Origin of the sequence: Pediococcus pentosaceus ATCC 25745, assembly GCF_000014505.1 — a bacterium.
Classification (GTDB): Bacteria; Bacillota; Bacilli; order Lactobacillales; family Lactobacillaceae; genus Pediococcus; species Pediococcus pentosaceus.
On record NC_008525.1, the window covers coordinates 944,558 to 967,810 of the forward strand.

The 23,253-nt window shown below is 37.0% G+C and carries 21 protein-coding genes; 6 read left to right on the forward strand and 15 right to left on the reverse strand.

Going from position 1 to position 23,253, the window contains the following annotated elements:
* The first annotated feature begins 1 nt into the window (after nucleotide 1).
* Entirely contained in the window at nucleotides 2-2,458 is a 2,457-nt protein-coding gene (locus tag PEPE_RS04565; protein ID WP_011673360.1) for an ATP-binding protein, read from the forward strand.
* A 57-nt stretch (nucleotides 2,459-2,515) separates the two neighbouring features.
* On the opposite strand, the gene PEPE_RS04570 is transcribed toward PEPE_RS04565, so the two are convergent.
* A complete protein-coding gene (locus PEPE_RS04570; RefSeq protein ID WP_011673361.1) occupies nucleotides 2,516-4,222 on the reverse strand; it encodes an NFACT RNA binding domain-containing protein in 1,707 nt (568 codons plus the stop codon).
* A 145-nt stretch (nucleotides 4,223-4,367) separates the two neighbouring features.
* Here PEPE_RS04570 and PEPE_RS04575 point away from each other — a divergent pair, with 145 nt between their 5' ends.
* Together PEPE_RS04575 and PEPE_RS04580 are read left to right on the forward strand one after the other, a co-directional pair.
* The gene (locus PEPE_RS04575) at nucleotides 4,368-4,778 is read left to right on the forward strand and encodes a MarR family winged helix-turn-helix transcriptional regulator (RefSeq protein ID WP_011673362.1); all 411 of its coding nucleotides are present in this window, start codon (nucleotides 4,368-4,370) and stop codon (nucleotides 4,776-4,778) included.
* Between the two features lie 86 nt (nucleotides 4,779-4,864).
* Nucleotides 4,865-5,728, forward strand: coding sequence for a DegV family protein (locus PEPE_RS04580; protein WP_011673363.1), 864 nt, complete (start codon nucleotides 4,865-4,867; stop codon nucleotides 5,726-5,728).
* On the opposite strand, the gene PEPE_RS04585 is transcribed toward PEPE_RS04580, so the two are convergent.
* The gene (locus PEPE_RS04585; RefSeq protein ID WP_002833064.1) at nucleotides 5,713-6,075 is read right to left on the reverse strand and encodes a fluoride efflux transporter FluC; all 363 of its coding nucleotides are present in this window, start codon (nucleotides 6,073-6,075) and stop codon (nucleotides 5,713-5,715) included. The two genes, PEPE_RS04580 and PEPE_RS04585, sit on opposite strands and share 16 nt — an antisense overlap.
* 6 nt (nucleotides 6,076-6,081) lie before the next feature.
* The gene (locus PEPE_RS04590) at nucleotides 6,082-6,480 is read right to left on the reverse strand and encodes a fluoride efflux transporter FluC (RefSeq protein ID WP_023440359.1); all 399 of its coding nucleotides are present in this window, start codon (nucleotides 6,478-6,480) and stop codon (nucleotides 6,082-6,084) included.
* Between the two features lie 173 nt (nucleotides 6,481-6,653).
* Here PEPE_RS04590 and PEPE_RS04595 point away from each other — a divergent pair, with 173 nt between their 5' ends.
* The gene (locus PEPE_RS04595) at nucleotides 6,654-7,010 is read left to right on the forward strand and encodes a DUF1516 family protein (protein WP_011673364.1); all 357 of its coding nucleotides are present in this window, start codon (nucleotides 6,654-6,656) and stop codon (nucleotides 7,008-7,010) included.
* Nucleotides 7,011-7,358: 348 nt separating this feature from the next.
* Here PEPE_RS04595 and PEPE_RS04600 read toward each other — a convergent pair whose 3' ends face one another.
* Nucleotides 7,359-7,685, reverse strand: coding sequence for a DMT family transporter (locus tag PEPE_RS04600; protein ID WP_011673365.1), 327 nt, complete (start codon nucleotides 7,683-7,685; stop codon nucleotides 7,359-7,361).
* A 523-nt stretch (nucleotides 7,686-8,208) separates the two neighbouring features.
* Here PEPE_RS04600 and yjeM point away from each other — a divergent pair.
* The gene (gene yjeM, locus PEPE_RS04605) at nucleotides 8,209-9,711 is read left to right on the forward strand and encodes a glutamate/gamma-aminobutyrate family transporter YjeM (protein ID WP_011673366.1); all 1,503 of its coding nucleotides are present in this window, start codon (nucleotides 8,209-8,211) and stop codon (nucleotides 9,709-9,711) included.
* Nucleotides 9,712-9,759: 48 nt separating this feature from the next.
* Here yjeM and msrA read toward each other — a convergent pair whose 3' ends face one another.
* The 7 genes from msrA to parE all read right to left on the reverse strand — a co-directional run bounded on the left by msrA (nucleotide 9,760) and on the right by parE (nucleotide 18,585).
* A complete protein-coding gene (gene msrA, locus PEPE_RS04610; protein WP_002833074.1) occupies nucleotides 9,760-10,275 on the reverse strand; it encodes a peptide-methionine (S)-S-oxide reductase MsrA in 516 nt (171 codons plus the stop codon).
* A gap of 15 nt (nucleotides 10,276-10,290) precedes the next feature.
* A complete protein-coding gene (msrB, locus tag PEPE_RS04615; RefSeq protein ID WP_011673367.1) occupies nucleotides 10,291-10,734 on the reverse strand; it encodes a peptide-methionine (R)-S-oxide reductase MsrB in 444 nt (147 codons plus the stop codon).
* A gap of 85 nt (nucleotides 10,735-10,819) precedes the next feature.
* Nucleotides 10,820-11,959 carry a glycerate kinase family protein gene (locus PEPE_RS04620; RefSeq protein ID WP_011673368.1) on the reverse strand — a complete coding sequence of 380 codons (1,140 nt, stop codon included), beginning with the start codon at nucleotides 11,957-11,959 and terminating at the stop codon, nucleotides 10,820-10,822.
* Between the two features lie 101 nt (nucleotides 11,960-12,060).
* Nucleotides 12,061-12,993: a manganese-dependent inorganic pyrophosphatase gene (locus PEPE_RS04625; RefSeq protein WP_011673369.1), complete on the reverse strand. Its 933-nt coding sequence runs from the start codon at nucleotides 12,991-12,993 to the stop codon at nucleotides 12,061-12,063.
* Nucleotides 12,994-13,008: 15 nt separating this feature from the next.
* Nucleotides 13,009-13,980, reverse strand: coding sequence for a LysR family transcriptional regulator (locus tag PEPE_RS04630; RefSeq protein ID WP_011673370.1), 972 nt, complete (start codon nucleotides 13,978-13,980; stop codon nucleotides 13,009-13,011).
* A gap of 98 nt (nucleotides 13,981-14,078) precedes the next feature.
* A complete protein-coding gene (parC, locus tag PEPE_RS04635; protein ID WP_011673371.1) occupies nucleotides 14,079-16,532 on the reverse strand; it encodes a DNA topoisomerase IV subunit A in 2,454 nt (817 codons plus the stop codon).
* A gap of 13 nt (nucleotides 16,533-16,545) precedes the next feature.
* Nucleotides 16,546-18,585 carry a DNA topoisomerase IV subunit B gene (gene parE / locus PEPE_RS04640; protein WP_002833083.1) on the reverse strand — a complete coding sequence of 680 codons (2,040 nt, stop codon included), beginning with the start codon at nucleotides 18,583-18,585 and terminating at the stop codon, nucleotides 16,546-16,548.
* 161 nt (nucleotides 18,586-18,746) lie between these two features.
* Between parE and plsY the strand changes: the two genes are divergently transcribed.
* Complete coding sequence (gene plsY / locus PEPE_RS04645) at nucleotides 18,747-19,355, forward strand: glycerol-3-phosphate 1-O-acyltransferase PlsY (RefSeq protein WP_011673372.1); 609 nt, start codon at nucleotides 18,747-18,749, stop codon at nucleotides 19,353-19,355.
* Nucleotides 19,356-19,441: 86 nt separating this feature from the next.
* Here plsY and PEPE_RS04650 read toward each other — a convergent pair whose 3' ends face one another.
* From PEPE_RS04650 to xerC, 4 genes are read right to left on the reverse strand one after another with little or no spacing between them, the layout of a single operon-like run.
* Nucleotides 19,442-20,323, reverse strand: coding sequence for an aldose 1-epimerase family protein (locus tag PEPE_RS04650; protein WP_011673373.1), 882 nt, complete (start codon nucleotides 20,321-20,323; stop codon nucleotides 19,442-19,444).
* Nucleotides 20,324-20,340: 17 nt separating this feature from the next.
* Nucleotides 20,341-21,753 carry an ATP-dependent protease ATPase subunit HslU gene (gene hslU, locus PEPE_RS04655; RefSeq protein ID WP_011673374.1) on the reverse strand — a complete coding sequence of 471 codons (1,413 nt, stop codon included), beginning with the start codon at nucleotides 21,751-21,753 and terminating at the stop codon, nucleotides 20,341-20,343.
* 3 nt (nucleotides 21,754-21,756) lie between these two features.
* Nucleotides 21,757-22,311: an ATP-dependent protease subunit HslV gene (gene hslV / locus PEPE_RS04660; RefSeq protein WP_002833088.1), complete on the reverse strand. Its 555-nt coding sequence runs from the start codon at nucleotides 22,309-22,311 to the stop codon at nucleotides 21,757-21,759.
* An 18-nt stretch (nucleotides 22,312-22,329) separates the two neighbouring features.
* Nucleotides 22,330-23,235, reverse strand: coding sequence for a tyrosine recombinase XerC (gene xerC / locus PEPE_RS04665; protein WP_002833090.1), 906 nt, complete (start codon nucleotides 23,233-23,235; stop codon nucleotides 22,330-22,332).
* Nucleotides 23,236-23,253: the final 18 nt, after the last annotated feature.

The following is a 23,253-nucleotide window of genomic DNA, read 5'->3' on the forward strand; positions in this document are numbered from 1 at the left end:
TTTGGCAAGATCGCGTGCTAAAAATATTTTGATTATTGGAGCAGGGCCAACACAAATCGGACGTGATACCGAAAGTGAAGCGGCCGCCGTTCAAATAATCAAAAATTTTGCTGAAACTGATCGTAATTTATTTTATGTCACTAGTGATGCAAATTCAGTGATTCCTCGTTTAGATGTTGATGTTAAATTTATTGAAGCCGAATTAACGGTTAACAGCCTGATCCAAATTTTACGAGAAAATGAAATAGATGTTATTTTGCCAGTGGCTGGAAATACAGTTGCTTTGCAGCTTTCTGAACAACTAAATGAATCAGGTATTTTAAAAGAACTCAACGTCCGTACCATGGGGGTAACAACCACTACTATTCATAATATTAACAACCCTGAGTTGATGAACCGCGTTCTTAAACATATTAAAGAACCAACTATTCCTACTACGGTTGTTGAAAATGTGACAGATGCGTTAAGATTTGCGAAAAGGGTTGGATTCCCGGTTTTGATTAAGCCCATTGCATCTTTAACTAAAACTAACCGGATTAAGTGTGATAATGAACATCAACTAATGGAGATGCTTGAATCGGCATTCAAGGTTTCTATTACTAATCAAGTTGCTGTTGAAAAAAGTGTAGTTGGCTATAAAGAAATTGAAATGATTGTCATTCGTGACGCTGAAGGATCAAAGCTTTTAATTAACGGGGGCGAAAACTTTAATCCAATTGGCGTTCACTCTGGAGATTCCATTATTTTTAGTCCCACCCAAACACTAACTGACGTCGAATTTCAATCGCTGCGGACGGCTGCTCTAAAGATAGCTGAAATCTTGAAAATAAAGGGAGTTTGCCACGTTCAATTTGCCTTGGATCCAACGGATGGCAAGCATTTTATCACCCGGATCAATCCCTTTTTCGATCGATCATCGGCATTTGCTGCTAGGGCAACTGGTTATCCCATTGCCAATGTAGTTGCCAAGATCTTAATGGGACAAAACTTACGTGAAATTAAACTTTCGGGAGTTCAACGCCATGATTCATTAGCATTGATTGAACCCGTGATGGATCACATTGCAGTCCGCTTTCCAACTTGGTCTTTTGCCAGCTTTAAAAATGCTAACCAACAACTTAATACCCGAATGAAATCGACGGGTTCGGTAATGGCCTTTGGGCGTAGTGCAGAAGAAGCTTTACAAAAGGCGATTCGTTCAGTTGATTCAACTACGGCAGCCGAACAAGCAGCCTTAGATGAATCCCAGCTAAGTGAAGCGCAATTAATTAACGTTTTGATACATCCTCGTGCTGGAGAAGTTTATTACTTGTTAGAAGCAATCCGTCGGGGATACACCGTTGATGAGCTGGCTAAGATGACGCATATTGACGCTTTCTATTTCTATAAGTTACGTCATTTAGTTAAACTAGAGCGACGACTTAGAGATAATCGTTTTGACATGGCAGCCTTACAAGAAGCCAAGTATTTCGGCTTTGGTGATACGCAAATTGCCCATCTTTGGCAGGTGAGATCTGATGAAGTCCGCGATTTTCGTATTAAAAAAGCTCATGTATTTGCGACCTATAAGGGTGTGGAACCAACTGCTGGAGAATTTCCTTACCTAACTAATACTTACTATTCTACTTTTGAGGATGAGGATGAAGCTGTTCGAACAACTGGTAAAAAGATTCTTGTTCTCGGAACAGCTAACAGCCAAGTTGGTACTAATAGTGCAGCTGAATATACAACTTTTCAGACAATTCAACGTTGTCAGAAATTAGGGTACAAGGTTATTTTGATTAACAATAATCCGAATGCGTTAACTTTAATTCCTGATTTAGCGGATAAAATCTATTTAGAACCACTAACCGTTGAGAATTGCCTGAATATTATTCATCAAGAAAAACCTGATAAAATCATCGCCCAAGGAAAATGGGAAATTGTTACCCAATTAGTCTTGCGGAATGTTCAGGTGGAACAGCTTCCTGTTAGTCGAACTACTCGATCAGAAAATATCGAGGCCGATTACATGGGTGTTATCAGTTCCATCAATGGTTCTATCAACTTATTTGGCGTTGTTGGTATTGATGAAGATAATATGTTTATTCCAATTGAAGTTTCGGAAGCATTAAAAGTTAAAGTAGATCCGTTAATTAAAAATGCAAACCAGCATATTACTAATAATGGTATTTATTCAGTTATTATTAAGGAAAATATGCATCAGCTTCAAATTGTAAGTGTTGTGCCTTTAGCGGTGCAAGATTTACCATTCTTATCATTTGCTTTTGATCAAGATTTTGCTGGTATAATCACGGAGATTACCTTGAATGGATCAAGTAAAATCGAAAATCATCCGATAATCCAAGGTGATTATCGCTATTCACATGTTTATCCTTACACTCAATTTGGTCTTAAGAAACCGCAAAATCCACCATTCTCCTTAGCAATTGGTGCTGAATTTCAGTCTATAAAATAAAAAAACCACTTTATGAAAATTTTATTTCATAAAGTGGTTTTCGCGTTTTAAAAGTACCTAAATCATAAATGGACGAATCGCCTCTAAACTAGGTGTAACTTTGATAGTTTTTTGTCCTTCGTAAATTACAAAACCAGGTTTAGAACCATTAGGTTTACGAATATTACGGACTTGAACGTAGTCAACAGCTACATTAGCAGAATTACGAGCCTTAGAATAGTAGGCGGCGATTGTGGCAGCTTCCTCGATGGTTTTTTCTGAAGGTTGATTACTTTCAATGATTACGTGAGAACCTGGAATATCTTTTGCATGTAACCAGTAGAAATCTTTTTTAGCCGTCTTCATGGTTAACCGATCATTTTGAGTATCATTTTTACCGACTAGAATGGTTGTATGGTCACTAGCTTCAAATCGTTCCGGCTTACTCTTAGTTGGTTTAATCCGTTTTTTAGGGTTAACTTGCTTTTTAAGGTAACCTTCATTTTCCAATTCTAATTTAATATCATCTAAGTCTTCCGGCTTGGCTAAGTCAATTTGAGTTTCAATGTTATCTAAGAAATTAATTTCACTTTCAGTTTTAGCAATTTGCTCAGAAACGTACTTCACTGCATTCTTCTCTTTTTGATACTTCGTAAAGTATTTTTGAGCGTTTTTGGAAGGGGACAATTGATTTGATAAACTGATTTTAATTAACTTATTTTCATCATAGAAGTTAGGTAACTCAATCTCAGTCATACCTCGTTCAATCTGGTGTAAATAGGTTGTTAGAATTTCACCTTTAACACGATAAGTATCTGCAAGCTTGGTTTGATTCATAGTTTGTTGTAATTTTTTTAGCTTTTTTCGATTCTTTTTCAGCTCATTACGAACTACTCGAATTAAAACGTGCCCCCGTTGTTGAACACGATCGCGTTGAACCTTTTCATAATAATATTGATCTAATGTTTCTGAAAGACTAGCATATTGGTGAACGTCATTTTCGTTAACATCTAATTGAGGTTTAACGGCTGCAAAAGTAAGCTTTCCGGCTTTGTTATCATAAATAAAACCAGTAGGTTGATCAAACTTGGCTAAGTAATCCTGAATGGTTTTTAAGGAATCTTTAGCGTTAACCATCTCATAGGCGAGTTCTAAGGCTGTTTCCTTACCAAAGCCCTGGAAGGTTGTTCGAATAGCTTGTGCAAGTACCTCATAATTAGGGTATTTATTTTGTAATTCCATCATCTTTTCAGCGTCAGCTACAAAAGGGTTGAGTAAATCTTGGGCTGGTGGAGTCAGATATTGGGCTCCTGGTACCAACATTCGATAACGATTTTGATCAGAAGAAATATGTTTAATCGTGTCAATAATCTTGCCAGTTGTTGACGAGTGGAGAACAATATTGCTTCGTCGTCCCATAATTTCAACGGATAAAATCAAATCTTCTTCATCACCAATATCGTTACGGTGAGCAAAATGAAGATTAATGATTCGATCATTTTCAACTTGTGTGATGTCCTTTAGAATAGCGCCATCAAGATGTTTTCTAAGACTCATAACAAAGTTACTAGGCGTAGAAGGGTTGGTTAAGGTTTGTTCCGTAATTTGCGCTCTGGCGTAATTAGGGTGAGAAGATAATAATAATGCTTTGTTCTTACGATTTACTCGAATCGTAAGAACAAGTTCGCCTTGATAAGGTTGGTAGATTTTAGCTACCCGACCAGTTTTTAGTGTGTTCACTAATTCTTTTACCATGGCATGGGTAAATAATCCGTCAAAAGCCATATTTTATCAGTCCATTCTATATTAAAGTGAGATACCTAAGTATAACGTTAAAAAATAATTGTTGCAAAAATACTTATATTTGTACCATACAAGTATTTTTGTTGTATAATACAAATATAGGTTTGATTAAAGGAGTGTTATTAAAATGATTGGTAATTTAGAAGCTTTGGAGGTCATCAATCGACAAAGATATAACTTTTTGAAGAGCACTTGTATGGAAAATGGTGGGACGATTGCAGACTGGAAAATTACTAATTTTTTAAAAGATGATCTATTATCGGTTCAAGATTTTGTTGATAAAAGTGGTTTAGATATCTCAACACTCAGTCGCCAAGTAAAGCGTGCCGTAGAGAAAAAATTAATATCTCGAAATAAAATTGAAGCGGATCATCGTCGAACGCTGTTTAAAATTACCGAAAAAGGTCGTCTTTTAAAAGATGAGGTTAATCGCCAATTAGATATTTATGATCAAAAACTATTTGAAAATTGGTCAAAAGAAGAGTTGTCGATGTTCAATATTTTGATTAATCGAGTTTTGAAAAATGCCTTAAAATAGTAGTAATTAGTCCGTTATAGACGAGAAATTGAGACTGATTTATGTTATAGTATTTGTTATTGATTTAAAATGAAGTGGGTGTACTAATGAAAACAGCTATTGTTACTGATAGTACTTGTTATTTAACTGATCAAGAAATTGCAGACAACAATATAACCGTTGTACCAATACCAGTAATTATCGACGGCAAAATCTATAAAGAAGGCGTTGATATTACTACAGAGGAGTTTTATGAACGTTTACGGACTTCTCAATCCTTTCCAAGTACTTCTCAACCACCATTGGGTGAAATGATTGAATTATATGAAAATTTAGCTAAGGCTGGATACGATACGATTATCAGTATTCATCTGTCCAGCACGATTTCAGGCTTCGTTTCAAGTCTAAAGAGTCTTGAGGGTACCATCGAAGGCGTTAATCTGGTTGTTTATGATTCACAAATCACTATTCGCTTAATGGGAATTCTAGCCTTAGAGGCTGCTAGATTAGCTCGTGAAGGAAAAGATGTTGATACCATTTTAGAACGTTTGGACTATGTCCGTTCGACCTTCGGAGAATATTTTGTTGTTGATGATTTACAAAATCTCGTTCGTGGTGGTCGACTTTCTAATGCTTCTGCTTTTGTTGGAAGTTTATTGAAAATCAAACCAATTCTAACTTTTAATGATGCGCATGAAATTGTGGCCTTTGAAAAAGTACGTTCTCGTAAAAAAGCGATCGCCCGCGTTGAAAAACTTTTTGATGAAGCTTACCGCTCGGCTGAGTATCCTCTACGGGCATTTGTTATTCATGGTAATGATGAAAAATCAGCCTTGAAATGGAAGGCTAGCTTAGAGGAAAAATATCCTCAATTGCCAATTGATATTTCTTATTTTGGTCCTGTGATTGGAACCCATTTGGGTGAAAAAGCGATCGCTCTAATTTGGGTAATTGATTATACAAAGGCATAAATCTGCATTCCTAGATAAACAAGTATGATTCCAAATCCTAAACTTGCACAACTGTAAAGTAGTGCAAGTTTTTTTGTTGTCTTATCTTGTCCTAGAGTGACTATTTCGTTAGCAAAGGTAGAGAACGTCGAAAGCCCTCCGAGAAAACCACTTATTAATAACAATTTAAGCTTAGAATCGTGAATAGTAACGGTTAAGAAGCCAATCAAAAAACAAGCAATCATATTTACAATAAAAGTTGACCAAGGAAAGGCGTGTTTTTTAAATGTTTGGTTTAAGTGCGTAGTTATAAAAAGACGAGCAACAGCACCAAGGGCCGTACCCATACCAACATAAACTAGAATCATGAAATATCACCAATCCTTTCGATAATGTTTGAGTAGTTTACCACCCAGAAATTGTCCGAAATTGGCTAAAATTAAGGATAGAATAACGGATGTAAGCAAAAAAATAATCATCGTCCTAAAATGTGCTACAGTAAGTTGATTTAATAGTGCTAATTCAAAAGTGGAGAAGGTCGTGAAGCCACCCATCAATCCCGTAGTTAATCCTACGTTAATAGTATCTGAGGTATCTAACAAGGTTAATAGCCCGCCTGTTAGTATTCCTAGGAGCAAGGCTCCAAGAACATTAATAAGAATTAGTGATAATGGAAAAGAGGGGAATCGAGCATCAAAATATAACTGGAGTAGATACCGTAAGATTCCTCCAATCGCGCCAAAAATTGCAACGCTTAATGATCTATTTAACAATGGTTATCAGCCTTTCTAATTTAATTTTTGATTTTCCATCTAAATTTAATAAGTTATCCATAATTATCTTGTTTAAGATTTCAGTATTATTACATTTAGGAAGTGACGTTAATATAGTGTTTGCAGTTATGCTAAACTGTTTTTAGCAGTTTAAATTAAAAGGAGCTACTTTAATGTCAACATTAATGTTTGTACATGTTATATTATGGATTTTAATTGGATTAATTTGTACATATGGAATTACAATTGATCAATTTCACCAAACACTGATTGCACAGTATTGTGCAAGAATATTGGATATCGCACTTATTATAACGGGATTAGTGAATGTTGTTCATACAGTTGCAATGTCACCATTGCTAGTCTGGATTCAATTTATTCTAGAAATTATCACAATCGGACTACTTGATTTTACACTTATTAGCAAAAGAAATAAAAAGAATGTTAAACCTAAGTCTATAATGCTATTTGTTTTAGTTTTTGCTGTTACTACTATTTTAGGTACTGTAATTCAATATTTGTTTGGTTAATCTAAAATAAAAGCCTTCTTAAACCAGTTTTAAATCTGGTTTAAGAAGGCTTTTTTGATAAATAAGATATAAAACTACCTAAGAAATATGTTGGTGATTAATTAACAAATGAGAGGAGGAGAGATATAAAAATGGTTACTTTGTATTTTTCTTATTCTAGTTTACATAATATATATTATACAAAGTAGTTAGATTTATTAATCATAGCTGTACAGCTTCAGTTTGGGATCAAGCTTATCCAACAATCATGTGTCTATCATTAATATCTTAACTTTTAACAAAGTTTGCTCAAATAAAATTAAAAAAGCTTTTAGTTTTTTTTCACTAAAAGCTTTTTTAAAGTATCAATTAATGTGAAACGCCAAATAAATTAACTAAAATAACACCCAGAGTTATAAATAATATTCCAAGTACTGTTGGTACATTAATGGGATTATGAAATACAAAAACAGATATAACTGTCATTAATATAATTCCCACTCCGCTCCAAATTGCATAAGCTATGTTTATTGGTATATTTTTAACGACCAAAGATAAAAAATAAAATGCAAAACCATACGATAGCAAAGAAATCAGTGTTGGCAATAGTTTAGTAAAACCGTTGGTAAGTTTCAAAAAATTAGTACCTAATAATTCAGCGACAATCGCTACTAACAAATAAACATATCCATTCATAATAAAAACTCCTTTTCAAATAGGTTGCTAGTAACATTCAAACTAACAACTTATCATTACCAAAGAGTCTCCCAGGCTGCTATAAAAAAAGAAGTCGTATCCATATATACAAAGTCCTCTTAAAAAGATTATTAAATCTAACTAATTTCTAACTAATTATAGTAACAAACAAAAATTTTTTCAAATGATGAAACAACGACTAAAAATTCCATTGAGGCTACTAATTAAAATATTCATTTTCTAGTATTTATTCATTGTTTAATGAATAAATACATTTTAGAGTTCGATTAAAGGATTACTTAACATCGTTTCTAAAAATTTGCCTATGTAAATTGTCAATTAAAACCTAGTCTTTAGCATATCTAAGTCCTTATTTCAGTACAAAACACCCTATATAATTAAATTATGATTTAAGTACAATTAGATTTTAATGATACATAAATGATTCACCTATACTTCTGCTATAATATTATTCATATGTAATTTGTTTTTATTCATAAATATAGTTAGGGGTAGATTCACTATGGGTGAACAAAAGAAAAAACTATCGCTTGGCGCTTTAGTTTTGATGATTTTTACAACCATTTTTGGTTTTGGTAATACTCCAACAGCCTTCCAACAAATGGGTTACGGAGCTATCTTTTGGTACATTGTCGGTGCTATTTTATTCTTTATTCCAGCAGGTTTGATGTTTGCTGAATATGGTTCCACTTTCAAGGAAGCAAAAGGTGGGATTTATTCTTGGTTAGAAGGTTCAATTGGTGAAAAATGGGCCTTTATCGCAACCTTCATGTGGTTAGCTTCATGGCTAATCTGGATGGTTATGATTGCTCAAAAGATTTGGATTACACTAGCCACAATCATTTCTGGTCATGACACAACTGGTAGTTGGTCATTTCTTGGACTTAACTCAACTTTAACAGTTGGACTGCTTGCCATTCTATGGATGGTGTTTGTTACTTGGGCAACAACTCGTGGAATCAATACTTTGGCTAAAGTGTCTTCCCTTGGTGGTATTGCTGTAATGGTTATGAATGTTATCTTGCTTCTCGCAAGTGCCTTCATTTTAATCGCTAACCATGGTCACCTTGCCCAACCTATTCACCATTTGAGTGATTTTGCTACTTCGCCTAGCGCACAGTTCCAATCACCAATCGCTTTAATTTCATTTGTTATCTATGCAATCTTTGCTTATGGTGGTTTGGAATCCATTGGTGGTGTTACTGATAGTTTGGATAAGCCAGAAAAAACTTTCCCTAAAGGAATTATGATCGGTGGTGTGGTTATCGCCGTGGGTTATTCTTTAGCAATCTTCCTTTGGGGCGTTTCTGCTAACTGGAACACAGTTATTCTTGCTCAAAAAGCTAACCTGGGTAACATTACTTATGTGATGATGCAAAACCTTGGTTTGGAATTAGGTAAAGCCATGGGTATGAGCCCAGCTGCTGCTGCAATCATGGGAACTACCTTCTCAAGATTTGCGGGTGTTGGGATGTTATTTGCTTATGTTGGTTCATTCTTCGTTCTTAGTTACTCACCATTGAAGTCCTTTATCATGGGTTCTCCTAAAGAACTATGGCCAAAGAAGATGACTGAGTTAAACAAGAATGGTATGCCTGCCAATTCAATGTGGCTACAAGCTATCGTTGTTATTGTATTTATCGCAGGTATTTCAATTTTAGCTTCAATTACTCACAAAGAAGCTACTTTCTTCTACAACGTACTTACTTCAATGAGTAACGTATCTACAACTTTACCTTACTTATTCTTAGTTGGTGCCTTTCCATTCTTCAAGGCTAGAGAAGGACTTGATCGACCTTTCGAAGTTTATCGTAGTCGTCCTTGGATGTTAACGATTGTTACAGTTGTACTTCTAACTGTCGGAATTGGTGTGGTATTTACTGCTATCTCACCATTCATTTCTGGTGATTTGTTCACAGGTTTCTGGACAGTTGCTGGTCCTGTATTCTTTGCTATTATTGCTTGGATCTTCTTGGTTAGAAGAGAAAAAAATAAAAATATTTAATTAAAAACTAAAAGATGAGAGTTCATTTAAAATGAACCCTCATCTTTTTTATTTCCAATATTTTTTCTGAAATTCTGATCGTCCACCCGCTTCTTGAATTTGGTAACGAAGGGGATTTTTCTTATAAAATTCTTGGTGTTCTTCTTCAGCTGGATAAAATGGTTGAGCATCTTCAATTTTAGTAACAATAGGGTCATCAAACATTTCAGATTTGGCTAATTGTTCCCTAGATTTTTCAGCAATTTCACGCTGTTCAGCACTATTCACAAAAATTACTGGTCGGTAATTATCGCCACGGTCCTGGAACTGCCCCATTGCATCAGTTGGATCAGTTTGTTGCCAGTAGATTTGGACTAATTGGCGATACGAAATAATTTCCGGATCATACGTGATTTTAACGGCTTCTGTATGTCCTGTAGTATGACTAGTAACTTGTTCATAGGTCGGGTTGGCGACATGCCCTCCTGTATAACCTGAAACAACGTTGATAATACCAGGTTGAGTTTCAAAAGGTTCTACCATGCACCAAAAACACCCACCGGCAAAAATAGCAGTTTCTTCCATAAGTAAATCACGCTCCTAATTAAATAGTTTCTTTAAATAACCTAGATTATGCGCTTCTAAATCGTCATATGCAATGAATTTCAGGGCAGCCGAATTGATACAATAACGATTTCCACCTTGATCGAGAGGCCCATCATCAAATACGTGTCCTAAGTGAGAGTTAGCATCCTTGCTGCGGACTTCCACTCGTTCCATGCCATAAGAAGAATCTCGATGATTAACCACTAATTTAGGGTCAATAGGTTTGGTAAAAGAAGGCCAACCACAGTGAGCGTCATATTTATCGGTGGAACTAAAAAGTGGCTCACCACTGACGACATCAACGTAAATCCCCTTTTGGTAAAAATTATCGTATTTACCGGTGAAAGGATGTTCAGTAGCAGCATTTTGTGTAACCTCATATTCTTCAGGAGACAGTTTCTTTTTTAGCTCTGCTTTGGACCAGTTATTTGAATTCATTTAAATTCCCCCTTACCTATAACATCGATTATAAAACATTCATGTCTTTTAGGGGATTAAGATGCTTACAAAATAAAAGCTCAAGTTAAAACTTATTAATTAATCGGGCAATATTCTCAGCAACTTGGGCAATATCATGCGGAGCATCGATCAATGCTTGCTCTAAAGTTTTAACACCTGACACACTTGAAAACACCGCATCGATTGCTTTATCTGAATACAATTCATCGATACCTTCACCAATATTACCAGTGATTACAATTACTGGAGCGCTTGCAGCAACAGATTTAGTTGCCAATGCCACTCCATAAGGCGTTTTACCAAACTTCGTTTGATAATCAACACCACCTTCACCGGTAAAAACAAAATCAGCTCCTTGAGCTTGTTCCTTAAGTCCGCTATATTCTGTAACAATATCAATTCCCTTTTTGATAGATGCGTTGGTAAAAGCTAGTAAGCCCGTACCTAGCCCCCCAGCTGCACCTGCTCCAGGATAATTAGCTAAGTCTTGATTTAAATCGCGTTTAATAATTTCAGCATAATGCGTGAGACTTTCATCTAAAATTCGGATCATTGCCGGCGTCGCGCCTTTTTGGGGTCCAAAAACTACGGATGCTCCCTTTGGGCCAACTAAAGGATTCGTCACGTCTGAAGCGATTAAAAGTTGGACTTTAGCTAAACGCGGATCAATGTCAGTCATGTCAATTTGAGCTAAATGCTTTAGTGCTTCACCTCCACGACCAATTTCATGATGCTTATTATCCAATAAATGGACCCCGATGGCTTGAGCCATTCCAGCCCCTCCATCATTAGTGGCACTTCCTCCGATTCCAATAATCAGCTTTGAAATATGATAATCTAAAGCCTTTAAAATTAATTCTCCGGTTCCATAGGTTGTAGTTATTAAAGGATTTTGTGTATTTTGATTAATAAATTGAATACCACTTGCTTGGGACATCTCAATTACCGCGGTTTTATGATCACCTAAGATACCAAATGTAGCTTCTACTGGATCTCCTAATGGACCAGTCACTTTTTCGGTAATTAATTTTCCATTAGTAGCATCAACCAGTGCTTGCACGGTTCCTTCTCCCCCATCTGCCATAGGGACTAACGTGTAATCAGCCTTCGGATAAACCCGAGCAATACCATTTTGGATTGCGATGGCTGCTTGTTTGGCAGTTAATCCACCCTTAAATGAATCTGGTGCAATAACAAATTTCATATTATATATTTACTCCTAGGTTATGAATTTTAGTATATCTAATCCTATTTCAGTGGAAATAAAAAACAGATGACCTTAAGCCATCTGTTTTAGTATTCGTCTTATGCAAATGCATCCATTAAAGGAGGTACAACTTGTTTTTTACGTGATACAACGCCAGGAAGGTCTGCTGTGTTGTGATCTGATAATTCAGTGTTAAATGCTTTTTCAACGATATCCTTTGGTTCACCAACTACTAGTAAGCGTGAATCACTTGAAAGAATGTTAGTTGCAAGTAATAAGAACATGTCGTAGCCGTTCTTTTGGTTTTCTTCTTCCATTGTCTTAACTAGTGCAGCTTCACGGCTAAATACGTCATCAAGGTCAACTGTATTCACTTGACCAATACGGATTGTCTTTCCACCCATATCAAAGCTCTTAGCGTCACCGTCAACCAATTCTAATTCAGACTTGCTAGAAAGGTCCGTTCCGGCCTTAAGCATTTCTAAACCGTAAGTTTCTACGTCGATATTAGCAATTTTAGCTAGTTCTTCAAGGGCTTTACGGTCATCATCAGTTGTAGTTGGTGACTTAAGGAGTAGCGTATCAGAAACAATGGCTGAAAGCATCAATCCAGCTAATTTAGCAGGAATTTCAACATTATTTTCATGGAATAATTTAGTTAAAATTGTACTTGTACAACCTACTGGTTCAGCACGGTAGAACAAAGGTTGTGAAGTTTCAAAGTTAGCAATCCGATGATGATCAACGACTGCAGTAACTGTTACTTGATCAAGATCGGAAACACTTTGTTGGCTTTCATTATGGTCAACAAGCATAACTGAATCTACTTCGTTGGCAGCTGTTTCGATTACTCGTGGAGTTGCTTCATCAAAGTGTGCTAAAACAAAAGCTGTTTCAGGGTTAGGATTGCCTAAAGCAACGGCTTCTGCATCTGCTACTCCCAATTGATTTTGTAAATATGCAAAGGCCTTCGCAGCAACGATTGCGTCTGTATCTGGATTAGAATGTCCGAAAACAAGTTGTTTATTCATTATAAAAAGTCTCCTTTAATCATCTTTTTTTGTAGTTAGGTTACGTACCTTATCAATATACTTCTCGCCGTCCATATATTCAAAGAAGGCACTCAAAAAGGCGTTCATCCGTGGAATTTTGTCTTTGTCTTTTCTGTAAACAAACCCAATTTCATAGCTAATCTTAGGGTCAAACTTAGTTATATAAGCATCAGTTGCTTCGTCTTGATGGGCTACCACAAAAGATTCCGGTAATGCCGTAGCGATCCCCGTGCTATTCGAAAAACTCAAAATTTGAGCGGGGGTTGTAAAGTAAGCAACACTCTTAGGTTTAGTTACCATCGCATCCTTAAATACTTCTGTAATAAGGTCATCCAAATAATAACCTTCTGGATAAGATACCCAATCAAAAGCTGCTGCACGTTTTAAACTTACGCCCCGTGCTTTTGATAAACGTTCATCATGATGAACAAAAACTAAACGTTCTGTTCCAATCTTACGTGCTCGGTAAGGCTTCCAACTACGGATATTAGCATCCGGAAGATATGTAATTGCAAAGTCTAATCGGTTACTTTCTAAACCTTCCCAAATTTCAAAACGCGTGAGCATATGAACAGTTACATTAATTTCAGGAACATTATTGTAATAGTTAGCGATAAAATCTTCAAAAATACGAGTTTCAAGCGAAGCTAAAATCCCAACCGAAATATCACCACGTCCGCTACTTGTTGCTTGTTGAATCTCATCAGTCGCATGGTTCAAAATACGATTGATTTCATGAGTAGCATTCAACATTGTGTATCCAGCGTCAGTTAAACGAAGTTTTTTGCCGAGGGTGTAGAATAATGGCGCACCTACGGCATGTTCAAGTTTTTTAATCTGCTGTGTTAAGGCGGGCTGTGTAATTCCTAAAAGTTGGGCGCTTTGTGTGTAGCTCATCGTATCCGTGAGTCTTAAAAAATATGACAAAGTTTTAGATGAAAAAATCTTTTCTGTTTTTGTCTGCATACTAGAGCACTCCTTTCAGTTAGCCTAAACGAACTAACAATCTCCAATAATAAGTCTAATATTAGTATTCATAAAGGGCAAGTAATAATCTGCTTAATTTATTTATTATTTAAAATTTCAGAATCTAATTCCTTTAAATTCATCGATACTGGTACACCTTCTGAATCTACATCGACCAAAAAGCTTCCATTGGAGTAACGTTCATTTAGTGGATGCTCTAGTGGAATAATATCATGAATTAATCCTCGTGAAGTTCGGACTTCAAAAGCTTCACCTGGTTCGACCACTTCAATATCTGCAACTCGATGTGGTTCTTTTTTAAGTTCTCTTAGAATTTGAACACCGCGGCGAGCACGGCTAGTCACACTAATTTCACTAACCTTCATCTTCTTAAACGAACCTCGATTAGTAATTAAACCAATCTGATCATGATCGTTTACCAGTACAAAATTAGCGATTTCATCTTCACGAAGATCCATTGATTTAACACCGGCTGCGCGAGGACCAACTTCTGGAACTTCAATTAAATCATACCGTAATCCATAACCATTACGAGTGGCCAAAAGAATGGTTTCTTTAGTCGATTGACTAGTTAGCTTAGCCACATTGACCACTTTAGCATCAGCTGCTTTTAATTTAATATAAACGGCGGCTTTTTTACGATACGTGCGTCCTGGTTTGAAATCTTTGAGACTCGTACGCTTAATGTAACCATCACTTGTGGCGATCAAGAATGACACTGGTTCATCAAAGTTCTTAACGTCAAAGGCCTTTAGAATGATTTCATCGTCTGCTAAACCGATTGCTTGAGAAATATGCTCCCCAGTATCCTTCCAGCGAGTTTCCATGATTTCATGTACCGGACGATAAATCAGATTTCCTTTATTAGTTAACATGATTAGATGATCCAAAGTATTTAGTTCCTTTTTGAAGACAGTAAAATCGCCCTCCTTGAGACCATCCTCTTCTGCGGAAGCCTTGTAGGAACGTAAACTACTACGTTTCAAATAACCCGATTGACTAACTAAAACCATAACTTGTTCTTCTGGTACTGTAATGGTTCGGTCAACCACTAACTCTTCAATATGTTCCTGAATTTCAGACAAACGTGGTGTGGCATATCGTTTTTTAACTTGACGTAATTCCGCCGACAAGACTTTTGATAATTCATTAGGATTATTAAGAATGTTATTGAACTCATCGATTGAATCATTAAGTGCCTTAGCTTCGCTTTTAAGCTCCGTTACATCGGTATTGGTTAAGCGGTAAAGTTGTAAGGACACGATGGCTTCTGCTTGTCGTTCAGAAAAGTCAAAACTAGTAATCAAGTTTTGCTTAGCATCCTTCTTGTCTTTACTACCTCGAATGGTTTTAATAACTTGATCCAAAATCGAAAGAGCTTTGATTAAACCAGCAACAATGTGTAAACGGTCTTCAGCCTTCTTCAAGTTGAATTTTGTTCGTTTGGTAATGACTTCTTTTTGGAAATCAACATATGCTTGAATAATTTCTTTAAGACCCATGCGTTCAGGTCTTAGTTTATTAATCGCTACCATGTTGAAGTTATAAGAAACCTGTAAATCAGTGTTCTTAAACAAGTAATTTAGAATTCCACGAGCGTCGACATCTTTCTTTAATTCAATGGCAATTGAGAGTCCATCACGGTCAGATTCATCGCGAATTTCAGCAATTCCATCGACTTTTTTCATAACGCGGATTTCATCGATTTTTTTAACTAACAAAGCTTTATTAACTTCGTAGGGAATTTCAGAAACAATGATTTGTTTTTTATTACCACGAATTTCTTCAACGGAAGTCTTAGACCGCACTACTACTCGTCCTTTTCCGGTACGGTAAGCTTGCTTCAATCCATTAATTCCTTGGATAATCCCTCCAGTTGGAAAATCAGGACCCTTCACAAATTCCATTAATTTTTCTAAAGAAGGATTAGGGTGTTTGATTGTATAAAGGACTGCGTCAATAACTTCACCCAGATTATGTGGTGGAATTTCAGTAGCGTAACCTGCTGAAATTCCGGTTGCTCCGTTAACTAGGAGGTTAGGAAAACGTGCTGGTAAAACGGTTGGTTCATACTCTGTATCATCGAAATTTAAAACCATATCAACAGTCTCTTTATCAATGTCATTTAGCATCTCTTCAGCAGCTTCACTTAAACGCGCTTCCGTATAACGCATTGCAGCAGGAGGATCATTATCAATTGATCCATTATTCCCATGCATTTCAATTAATGGAACTCGTAGTTTCCAGTCCTGACTCATCCGAACTAAAGCTTCGTAAATTGAACTATCACCGTGGGGGTGAAAATTACCCATTACATTACCGACTGATTTTGCCGATTTTCTAAAAGCTTTATCATGCGTGTTACCGTCTTTATTCATTGCAAAGAGGATTCGACGCTGAACGGGTTTTAACCCATCTCGGACGTCAGGCAGAGCCCGTTCTTGAATGATATATTTTGAATATCGTCCAAAACGATCGCCCATAATATCTTCAAGAGCCAGTTCTTGAATTTTAGATTGATTATCAGCCATTCATATTCCCCTTCTAATTGTTTTCTATATCAAGTTTAATTTCTTCAAAAGTTTCATTTGAAGTATTGGTTGGATCTCCAGCTTCATGCTCATGTTTCACAGCTTCGTTGTCTAGGATACTACCATCTTCTTCAAGCGTGAAAGCCACGTTGCTTTCAATCCATTTCCGGCGAGGTTCAACTTTATCGCCCATCAGGGTGGTTACTCGACGTTCAGCTAAAGTGTCATCATCAATACGAACTCGAACTAAGGTTCTAGTTTCAGGATTCATCGTAGTTTCCCAAAGTTGGTCTGCATTCATTTCACCAAGTCCCTTAAAACGTTGGAGGGAGAATCCTCGACCCATCTGTTTGCTGACACTTTCGAGTTCTTCATCTGTCCAAGCATATGCAATTTTAACCTTCTTATTGAGTCCTTTTTGTAACTTATAAAGCGGTGGCAAAGCGATGTAAATTTTTCCGGCATCAATCATTGGCCGCATATATTTATAGAAGAAAGTTAAAAGCAACGTTTGAATATGAGCTCCATCAGTATCGGCATCGGTCATAATGATTACTTTATCGTAATTGCTGTCTTGAACATTGAATTCCGTTCCAACTCCAGCTCCAATAGTATAAATAATGGTATTAATTTCTTCATTTTTAACGATATCTTGTAGTTTAGCCTTTTCCGTATTCAAAACCTTTCCCCGTAATGGCAAGATGGCTTGAAATTTACGGTTTCGTCCCTGTTTAGCACTACCACCAGCAGAATCCCCTTCGACTAAGAATAATTCATTTTTCTTAGAGTTTTTAGATTGTGCTGGAGTTAATTTACCAGATAAAATACGTTCTTGTTTCTTTTTCCGTTTTCCGGTCCGCGACTCATCGCGAGCTTTTCGCGCCGCTACTCGAGCTTCACGGGCATTGATCGCTTTACGAACTAACTGTTGGGCAAATTCACCATTTTCCATCAAGAAAAAGCCAAGTTGCTCACTAACAATGGCATCCACAATCGGACGAGCTTCAGGAGTACCTAATTTTTCTTTGGTTTGGCCTTCGAATTCCAATAATTCTTCTGGGATGCGAACTGAAATAACTGCAGACAAACCTTCTCGCACATCCGAGCCTTCTAAATTTTTATCTTTTTCTTTTAACAGTCCCATTTTACGGGCAAATTCATTGAAGGCTTTGGTCCAACCGGAACGCATCCCGACCTCATGGGTCCCTCCATCACGAGTACGTACATTATTCACAAAGGAGAGGATCGTTTCAGAATAGCCATCATTGTACTGACCAGCTACTTCTACTTCGATTCCCTTTTTTGTACCATCGAAATACATGATATTACCAAGGGTATCTTTATCTTCATTAAGATAGTCAACGAATTGCTTAATTCCCTCATCGTAAAGGTATTCTTCGTGTTGTTCGTGTCCTTCACGCCGATCCGTTAAAGTAATTTTAACCCCACGGAGTAAGAACGCCGATTCGCGTAATCGTACTGCTAACGTATTGAAGTTAAACACAGTTGTTGTGAAGATTTCTTTGTCAGGTTTGAATGTGACAGTTGTACCGTTTTTGTTAGTTGTTTTACCAACTTTTTTTAGGGTTCCAACTGGGTGCCCCCCGTTAACGAAAGTTTCTTCATATTTAACTTTGTCTCGCACAATCTCAACGGTTAATTTTTCAGATAGAGCATTAACAACACTAGCACCCACACCATGAAGTCCGCCGGATGTCTTATAACCACCCTGTCCAAATTTTCCACCTGCATGTAAAACGGTAAAAATAACTTCAGGTGTAGGTTTGCCAGATTTATGCATCCCTACCGGCATTCCGCGCCCGTGATCGACCACAGTAATGCTGTTATCTGCTTGGATTGTTACGTTAATTTCTTTTCCATATCCACCGAGAGCTTCATCTACGGCGTTATCGACGATTTCGTAAACTAAATGATGTAGTCCACGGCCATCGGTCGAACCAATATACATACCAGGACGCTTCCGAACTGCTTCAAGTCCTTCTAAGACCTGGATGGATGAATCATCATACGATGTTTTACTTGTTTTTGCCATTCATGTTACTCCTTTAAGGTCAGTACTATTATCATAACTTATTTTTAAACTGATGAAAACATTTCGATAAATGTTATAATACTGCATTGTTACTGTAATTTATTACAATTAAGTCAAATGTATAAAATATGCAGGATTTTTTATAGAAAAGAGGAAAGAACATGATAGAAATTATTATCATGCTACTTGTAGCTTATCTCCTAGGCTCCATCCCTTCTGGAGTACTGGTTGCCAAACATTTTAATAAAGATTTACACCAAGAAGGAAGTGGTAACACTGGGACCACTAATACCTTCCGCGTTCTAGGCGTAAAGGCTGGCGTTTTGGTGTTGTGCATGGATCTTTTAAAAGGAACGCTCGCCACTCTGCAACCGATTGTCTTCCACGTACAGGGAATTAATCCTTTAATTATTGGTTTAGGAGCTATCTTAGGTCATACTTTTTCCGTTTTCGATCATTTTCGTGGCGGAAAAGCGGTAGCTACAAGTGCTGGAATGTTGCTAGCCTATAATCCTAGTTATTTTTTAATTGCCTGCTGTCTTTTTATTTTCTTCATTTACGTATCCAGCATGGTTAGTTTTTCGAGCATCGTGTCCTCTCCACTACTGGTTATTATCTCTCTTTTTTACCACGATTGGATTTTAACCATCGTAGCGGTAGCATTGACGACCTTTATCATATATCGTCATCGCACAAATATCCAACGTATTCTGGCTGGAAATGAAAATTTAGTTCCATTTGGACTCTATTATCGAAAGAAAAATAAGTAGCTGCGGTTTGAATTACATACAAAACCCCTAAAAGATTAGGTTTCGCCTTACTAACTCGCGAACCTGACCCTTTAGGGGTTTTCTTTTTAGAAGAATGACATTGAAAATTCTTGATTAAATGTTTCTTGTGCAGCTAAACGATTTACACCAAGCTTATCTTTTAATTCACCATTGAAATTGACAGTATCAGCAATTCCCCACCACGGTTCTAAACAAACAAAATTAGCAGTGGCTGGATATGGTGACCAAATACCAAGGTATGGAGCGTTAGCAACCGTAAACGCAATACCGTGATTATTCACTTCATTTTCGGTCATTAAGGTGATTTGTTCTCCCTTAAGGTCCAAGATGATGGCGTCATCTTTAAAGAGCGCATGCGTTAAATCAAGCGGAGTTGTAGCATCAAACTTGATAGGGTTTTTAGGATCCGTGTAAGGTGCCTTAAGTGGAATTTGATTATACACTTGTTTAGGCGCGATTCGAATATGAGTATCTTCCATCTGAATTTGGTTATCTCCAAGATTTAGATTAAATCCAGGGTGCCCGCCAATCGAAAATAATAAATCTTTTTTAGAATCAGGATTAACTACTTCGTAATGCTCGATCAATTCATGATCCTTTAATGTGAAGTGCAAACGTAGTTTAAACTCAAATGGAAATTTTTGAAGAGTTTCTGTATCGCTATTTAATTCCATAATTACGTGTTGATCATCTTGTTCAACTGCTTCAAAATCCATATCCCGCGCAAATCCATGTTGACCCATAGGATAAGTTTGATCCTCCACTTGGAATTGGTCATCCTTTAGACGTCCAACAAAGGGAAATAACACTGGGGCATGTCGGCCCCATACTGCAGGGTCGGCTTGCCAAATGTATTCAATCCCATCATTAGCCTTAACACTGGATAACTCGGCCCCTTTTTCGTTAATTTGGACTGTTAAATAGTCATTTTTTAAAGTAACCGTCATCGGTCAAAATCCTCCTACTATAAGATAAACTCGCTCAGATCTTTATTTTGTGCAATGCTACCGATTTTGTCATCAACATATTTTTCAGTAATCGTTACTTCGCCCATTTCCATTGAAGGACCTTCAAAAAGGATGTCTTCTAGAAGATGTTCCAAAATGGTATGCAAACGACGAGCACCAATATTTTCGGTTTCATGGTTTACTTGTTCAGCGATAGCTGCAATGCGTTCAATGGCTTCGATCGTGAACGTAATCTTCACATTATCAGTTCCAATCAATGCAATATACTGTTTAACTAGCGCATTCTTAGGTTCAGTAAGAATCTTAACAAAGTCTTCTTTAGTTAAGTCGTTTAGTTCAACGCGGATCGGAAAACGTCCTTGTAGTTCTGCGATTAAATCACTAGGTTTACTTTCATGGAAAGCACCTGAACCAATGAATAGAATATGACTGGTGTCTACTAAACCATACTTCGTACTTACTTGGGAGCCTTCAACGATTGGTAGAATATCTCGTTGAACTCCTTGACGAGAAACATCACTAGATGAATTTTGACCAGAACCGGTAATTTTATCAATTTCATCGATAAAGATAATTCCAGTATTTTCGGCTCGTTGAATAGCAGCGTGATACAAGTCTCCATGATTAACCAACTTGTCAGATTCTTCGCGGATTAAAATTTCACGAGCTTCTCGAACAGCTACCGTTCTTGTAATCTTTTTCTTAGGCATTAAGCCATTCAAAGATTCACCTAAGTCGATCCCCATTTGGTTCATCATATTGCCACTGTTATTTTGCTTAGGATCGTCCATTTCAATGGTAACCATATCATTCTCTAGGAGACCCTTAGCTAACTTACTAGCAACATTCATCCGTTTTTCTTTGATATCATCCGGCACTTTTTGAGAACTTTGGTTTAAGTTATCCGGTGTACGTCCTTGCTGTAATTGATTAAGCATGTTCATCATGTTTTGAATATCAGCAGCATTGTTTTTATTTTGAGTATCCGTTGAAACAGGAACGAGGAGTTCTACAATGCGACGGTCCGCATTCTTAGAAGCTTCTGCTCGTACATCTTTAAAAGAGTTTTCTTCTTCGATGTGCACCGCATTTTCGACTAGATCACGTACCATTGATTCAACATCTCGGCCCACGTAACCTACTTCAGTAAACTTAGTGGCTTCTACTTTTACAAAAGGAGCATTAACGATTTTAGCTAAACGCCGTGCAATTTCAGTTTTTCCGACCCCGGTAGGTCCAATCATTAATAAATTTTTAGGTGTAATATCTTCTTGCATATCACCAGAAAGTTGTAAGCGACGGTAACGATTCCGTAATGCCACTGCTACTGCGCGCTTAGCACTTTTTTGACCAATTACAAATTGATCTAATTCTTGAACGATTTCTTGTGGTGTTAAATTATATTGCATGATTTAGTCTTCCTCCTTGAAATCCAATGCAATAACGTTGTGGTTCGTAAAGATATCAATATCACCCGCAACGTTAATCGCAGTTTTAGCCATTTCTTTCGCACTAACTTGCGTAGCATGCTTCTTGAGGGCTTTAGCTGCGGCCAGCGCAAAGTTACCGCCTGAACCAATCGCTAAGATTCCGTCATCAGGAGCGATAACTTCTCCACTTCCAGAAACAAGATACATCTCTTTTTCGTCCATAACAATTAACATAGCTTCTAATTTTTGAAGTTGTTGATCACCACGCCAAATTTTGGCTAGTTCAACAGAAGCTCTTTGTAAATTCCCACTATATTCAGAAAGCTTCTTTTCAAATTTTTCTTCAAGGTTAAAAGCGTCAGCAACACTTCCGGCAAAACCAACAATGACCTTTCCATCATAAATTCGACGAACCTTGCGGGCAGTCCCTTTCATAATAAATTTTTCACCCATTGTTACTTGGCCATCTCCGGCCATGGCATTTTCACCATTATGACTAATCGCAATAATGGTTGTCGCATCAAATTTTACTGGCATTTGTATTCTCCTTTTTAATTAAGCATCAGTCGAGCGTGGAAAATATTTTCGGTAGCTCTCTTGTAGTTTTTCTTTAGTAACATGCGTGTAGATTTGAGTAGTCGATAAACTGGAATGACCCAGAAGTTCTTGAACAGTCCGCAAATCTGCACCGTTGTTTAATAACGCCGTTGCAAAGCTGTGGCGTAGCATATGGGGATGAATTTTCCCATTTAAGCTGCTGGCGGTAATGACTTGGTTCAAAATGTATTCAATCCCGGTTGTGGTAATTGGCTTAGCATAATGGTTAATAAAAACAAAATTATGGGTTTGTTTATATTTACTCAAAAAAGGCTCCCATTCATTTTTTCGGTAATTTTGGAGCGCTTCTTTGGCATACCGCCCGAAGGGAACATAACGTTCTTTATTTCCCTTTCCTAGAACTAGGATAGTTTGCATTGAAAAGTCAATATCTGACCATTGTAACGCTGCACATTCACTTACTCGCATCCCCGTACCATAAAGCACTTCTAAAATCGCAATATTGCGTAGCTTTTGCGCACCTTCCGCTTGGTAAACCGCTTCAAAGAGCATGTTCATTTCCTTTTCATAAAAGAAATGTGGCAGCTTGTCAGATTGTTTCTTCAGTTGGACTAATTCAAACGGATTCTTATCCACTAAATCATTCTTAACTAAAAAACGATAAAAAGAGCGCAAAGCAGATACTTTTCGCGAAATCGAAGTTCGAGCTAAATGTCGATCGAATAAATAACTCATATAAACATTCACATCGAAACGATCCACTAAAAGTAGGTCCGTTTTATCACCCGTATCAGTTAAAAATTTTTGGAATGCGTCAATATCTTCTAAGTACGCAGTAACCGTTTTCTCTGAATATTGACGTTCAACCGTAAGATACTGTTTGAACAGTGAAATTAATTCCATAAAAAACCTCCAACACTT

What these genes read in the sequence shown, in the direction of transcription:
- PEPE_RS04570 (WP_011673361.1), bottom strand. Translation starts at nt 4,222, where the DNA reads ATGGCTTTTGACGGATTATTTACCCATGCCATGGTAAAAGAATTAGTG.
- PEPE_RS04575 (WP_011673362.1), top strand. Translation starts at nt 4,368, where the DNA reads ATGATTGGTAATTTAGAAGCTTTGGAGGTCATCAATCGACAAAGATAT.
- PEPE_RS04580 (WP_011673363.1), top strand. Translation starts at nt 4,865, where the DNA reads ATGAAAACAGCTATTGTTACTGATAGTACTTGTTATTTAACTGATCAA.
- PEPE_RS04585 (WP_002833064.1), bottom strand. Translation starts at nt 6,075, where the DNA reads ATGATTCTAGTTTATGTTGGTATGGGTACGGCCCTTGGTGCTGTTGCT.
- PEPE_RS04595 (WP_011673364.1), top strand. Translation starts at nt 6,654, where the DNA reads ATGTCAACATTAATGTTTGTACATGTTATATTATGGATTTTAATTGGA.
- PEPE_RS04600 (WP_011673365.1), bottom strand. Translation starts at nt 7,685, where the DNA reads ATGAATGGATATGTTTATTTGTTAGTAGCGATTGTCGCTGAATTATTA.
- yjeM (WP_011673366.1), top strand. Translation starts at nt 8,209, where the DNA reads ATGGGTGAACAAAAGAAAAAACTATCGCTTGGCGCTTTAGTTTTGATG.
- msrA (WP_002833074.1), bottom strand. Translation starts at nt 10,275, where the DNA reads ATGGAAGAAACTGCTATTTTTGCCGGTGGGTGTTTTTGGTGCATGGTA.
- msrB (WP_011673367.1), bottom strand. Translation starts at nt 10,734, where the DNA reads ATGAATTCAAATAACTGGTCCAAAGCAGAGCTAAAAAAGAAACTGTCT.
- PEPE_RS04620 (WP_011673368.1), bottom strand. Translation starts at nt 11,959, where the DNA reads ATGAAATTTGTTATTGCACCAGATTCATTTAAGGGTGGATTAACTGCC.
- PEPE_RS04625 (WP_011673369.1), bottom strand. Translation starts at nt 12,993, where the DNA reads ATGAATAAACAACTTGTTTTCGGACATTCTAATCCAGATACAGACGCA.
- PEPE_RS04630 (WP_011673370.1), bottom strand. Translation starts at nt 13,980, where the DNA reads ATGCAGACAAAAACAGAAAAGATTTTTTCATCTAAAACTTTGTCATAT.
- parC (WP_011673371.1), bottom strand. Translation starts at nt 16,532, where the DNA reads ATGGCTGATAATCAATCTAAAATTCAAGAACTGGCTCTTGAAGATATT.
- parE (WP_002833083.1), bottom strand. Translation starts at nt 18,585, where the DNA reads ATGGCAAAAACAAGTAAAACATCGTATGATGATTCATCCATCCAGGTC.
- plsY (WP_011673372.1), top strand. Translation starts at nt 18,747, where the DNA reads ATGATAGAAATTATTATCATGCTACTTGTAGCTTATCTCCTAGGCTCC.
- PEPE_RS04650 (WP_011673373.1), bottom strand. Translation starts at nt 20,323, where the DNA reads ATGACGGTTACTTTAAAAAATGACTATTTAACAGTCCAAATTAACGAA.
- hslU (WP_011673374.1), bottom strand. Translation starts at nt 21,753, where the DNA reads ATGCAATATAATTTAACACCACAAGAAATCGTTCAAGAATTAGATCAA.
- hslV (WP_002833088.1), bottom strand. Translation starts at nt 22,311, where the DNA reads ATGCCAGTAAAATTTGATGCGACAACCATTATTGCGATTAGTCATAAT.
- xerC (WP_002833090.1), bottom strand. Translation starts at nt 23,235, where the DNA reads ATGGAATTAATTTCACTGTTCAAACAGTATCTTACGGTTGAACGTCAA.